Consider the following 1,193-nt stretch of genomic DNA (forward strand, 5'->3'; position numbering starts at 1 on the left):
TGTCACACCAGCAAAAGACTTTTCATGCTTTTCTTTTGCGTTAGAGGTATCATAGCTTTCTGATAGGGTGATATTATTGCCGGCATCAATGTTGACATCACGATCCGCCGAAACAATGGCTGCTTGCATATTTACATCATTGTCAGCAGTAATCTGCACATCTTGGCGTGCCGTGATGTGTGATTGTGTGGAAGTGGTTTCCCATTGATCGCCCGTATCTTTGGCGCTTGCAATTCCAACACCTACAGAAGCACCGCTGTTGCTCTTTTCAAACTGAAACCCAAAGCCTTCCCGTTCTTCCTTTGAGCTTGAGGAATGGCTATTATGACCAACAAGCACATTCACATCACGAGCTGCCGAAAGGTTAATATTCTCACCTGCAAGATCAGAGCCAACAATTTTCACATCTTTTTTCTTGGCAGTGATGTTGATCGTGCCATCCGCATTGAGAGAAGAGCCTTGATGTTCAAAACTCTCTTCATTTTCTGTCTTTCCCTCACTCCCGTATATCGACACAAAGCCCTTGCCTGATCCCACACCAAAACCTGTTTCATGCTCCTCTGAATGGCTTTTATGGTGATCTGTCATGCCATCAATCGTCACACTTTCTCCGCTCACATTGATATCTTGACCGGAAAGCAGATGAGAAGCAGAAATCTTGGCTTCTCCTTGTGCGTCTAACACGATGTTGCCCGTCGCCCCAAGGATAGAGGAGACCGTTGTGGTATGCGATTGAGATGTATCGGACGATTTCTCATGCAAAAAGCCACTTGATGACGATTGTGCTTGCTGATCCAAGTGTTCTTGGGCGCCTTTTATGACAATCTTTCCCCCAGAGTGAATGGTAATATCCGCTTGTTTCTGTTCTCCTGGTGCTTTCTCTCCTGACGTTTCCTCTGCCTTACCGGCTACGAGCGTCGAGGCTAAAACTTCCGTGTTGTTTCCGGAATCAATGGCAATGCCTTCACCCCCTGTTATGCTTGACCCCACAACTTGGCGCACATCCATCTTGTTATGCTCAGATTTGCTGCTACTAAACACCCCACCCTCTTTGTGATACGACATCTCATAATGTAAGCTATCCTCTGCATTATTGATCAGGACATCGTTGCTGGCTTTCAGCCCTACCTTGCCATCAGCCGCAATGGAACTGCCTGTGATGCTAAGATCATGCGGTTTGCCATCCTGCCCTG

1 protein-coding gene is annotated in these 1,193 nt (G+C 46.8%); it reads right to left on the reverse strand.

Annotated elements, in window-relative coordinates:
* Positions 1 to 1,193: hemagglutinin repeat-containing protein (locus tag ACFILY_RS09440; protein ID WP_375637987.1), on the reverse strand; the 1,193-nt coding region annotated here is incomplete at both ends.

The sequence above is a fragment of the Bartonella sp. CL25QHWL genome (assembly GCF_042195335.1).
Classification (GTDB): domain Bacteria; phylum Pseudomonadota; class Alphaproteobacteria; order Rhizobiales; family Rhizobiaceae; genus Bartonella.